Origin of the sequence: Rhizobium sp. IY2 (genome assembly GCF_047532935.1) — a bacterium.
Classification (GTDB): domain Bacteria; phylum Pseudomonadota; class Alphaproteobacteria; order Rhizobiales; family Rhizobiaceae; genus Rhizobium; species Rhizobium anhuiense.
On the sequence record NZ_JBLKNU010000033.1, the window covers coordinates 1 to 1241 of the forward strand.

Genomic DNA, 1241 nt, shown 5'->3' on the forward strand with positions numbered 1-1241 from the left:
TGGCCTGCTGCCGGTTTATCGGACACGAGATTAAGCTAATCCCACCTTGGTTTCAAAGTCATTTGGGCTGAGATACCCCAGTGTCGAGTGGCGACGTTTCGGGTTGTAGAAGCGCTCGATGTAATCGAACACGTCCGCTCTGGCGTCGTTCCTCGTGCGATATACCTTGCGTGCCGTTCTCTCCGTTTTCAGTGATGAGAAGAAGCTCTCCATTGCTGCGTTGTCCCAGACATTTCCGGAACGGCTCATCGAACAGGTGATGCCGTGGTCGCCCATGAGGCGCTGGAACTGCTCGCTCGTATATTGGCTACCCTGATCGGAATGGTGCAGCAGCGCGTCCGGTTTTCCTCGACGCCAGATCGCCATGATCAGTGCATCGGTGACGAGTTGGGCCGTCATGTTGGCATTCATCGACCAGCCAACGACACGGCGTGAGAACAGGTCGATGACTGCTGCGACATACAACCAGCCCTCTGCGGTCCAGATATAGGTGAAGTCAGCCACCCACTTCTGGTTCGGACGGTCCGCTACGAACTGGCGGTCGAGGACGTTCGGCATGATGACGGCACGGTCACCGGCATCCTTTGGCAAGCCACGCCGTCTTGGCCTGGCCCTGAGCGCATTCAAGCGCATCAGCCGCTCTATACGATGGAGGCCGCAGGATAACCCCTCTTCCAGCACATCGTGCCAGACCCGTCGAGCACCATAAGTGCGGTCGCTGGACTTGAAGCTCTGCGTGATCTTGTCCAGCAAGAGCTCATCATAGCGGGCGTGTTCGCTCGGAGAACGATTGAGCCAGGCGTGAAAGCCTGATCGGGAAACTCCCAGCGCTTCGCAGAGCCATGCCACCGGCCAGATCGAACGGTGCTTTGCAATGAACGCGAACTTCATATCGCGTCCCTGGCAAAGTAGGCTGCGGCCTTTTTTAGGATATCGCGCTCCGCCTTCAGCTTGGCGACTTCACGACGGAGCCGCTCGATCTCAAGCTGCTCCGGCTTCATATGCCCTTTTCCAGGAAACGACTGGCTGGGATCGTCGCCGTATTCACGAACCCATTTGCGCAAGACATTCTCGTGGACATCAAGATCACGAGCCGCCTGCGCAACAGTGACCCCACGTTCCCTGACAAGCTTCACAGCCTCAAGCTTGTACTCGCGGCTGAATATTCGTCTTTGCATTCATGCTCTCCGGTTTCAGGAGGAACACCTTAACTCGATGTCCATGAAACCGGCAGCAGGCCA

At 57.0% G+C, this 1241-nt stretch carries 1 protein-coding gene; it reads right to left on the reverse strand.

All coding sequences use genetic code 11. From position 1 onward, the window contains the following. Window positions 1-30: 30 nt before the first annotated feature. A protein-coding gene (locus tag ACMUVN_RS33235) for an IS3 family transposase (protein WP_183909704.1) occupies window positions 31-1178 on the reverse strand; the annotation gives its coding sequence in 2 pieces (ribosomal slippage) (window positions 31-929 and window positions 929-1178; 1149 coding nt in all). Between the last annotated feature and the right edge of the window lie 63 nt (window positions 1179-1241).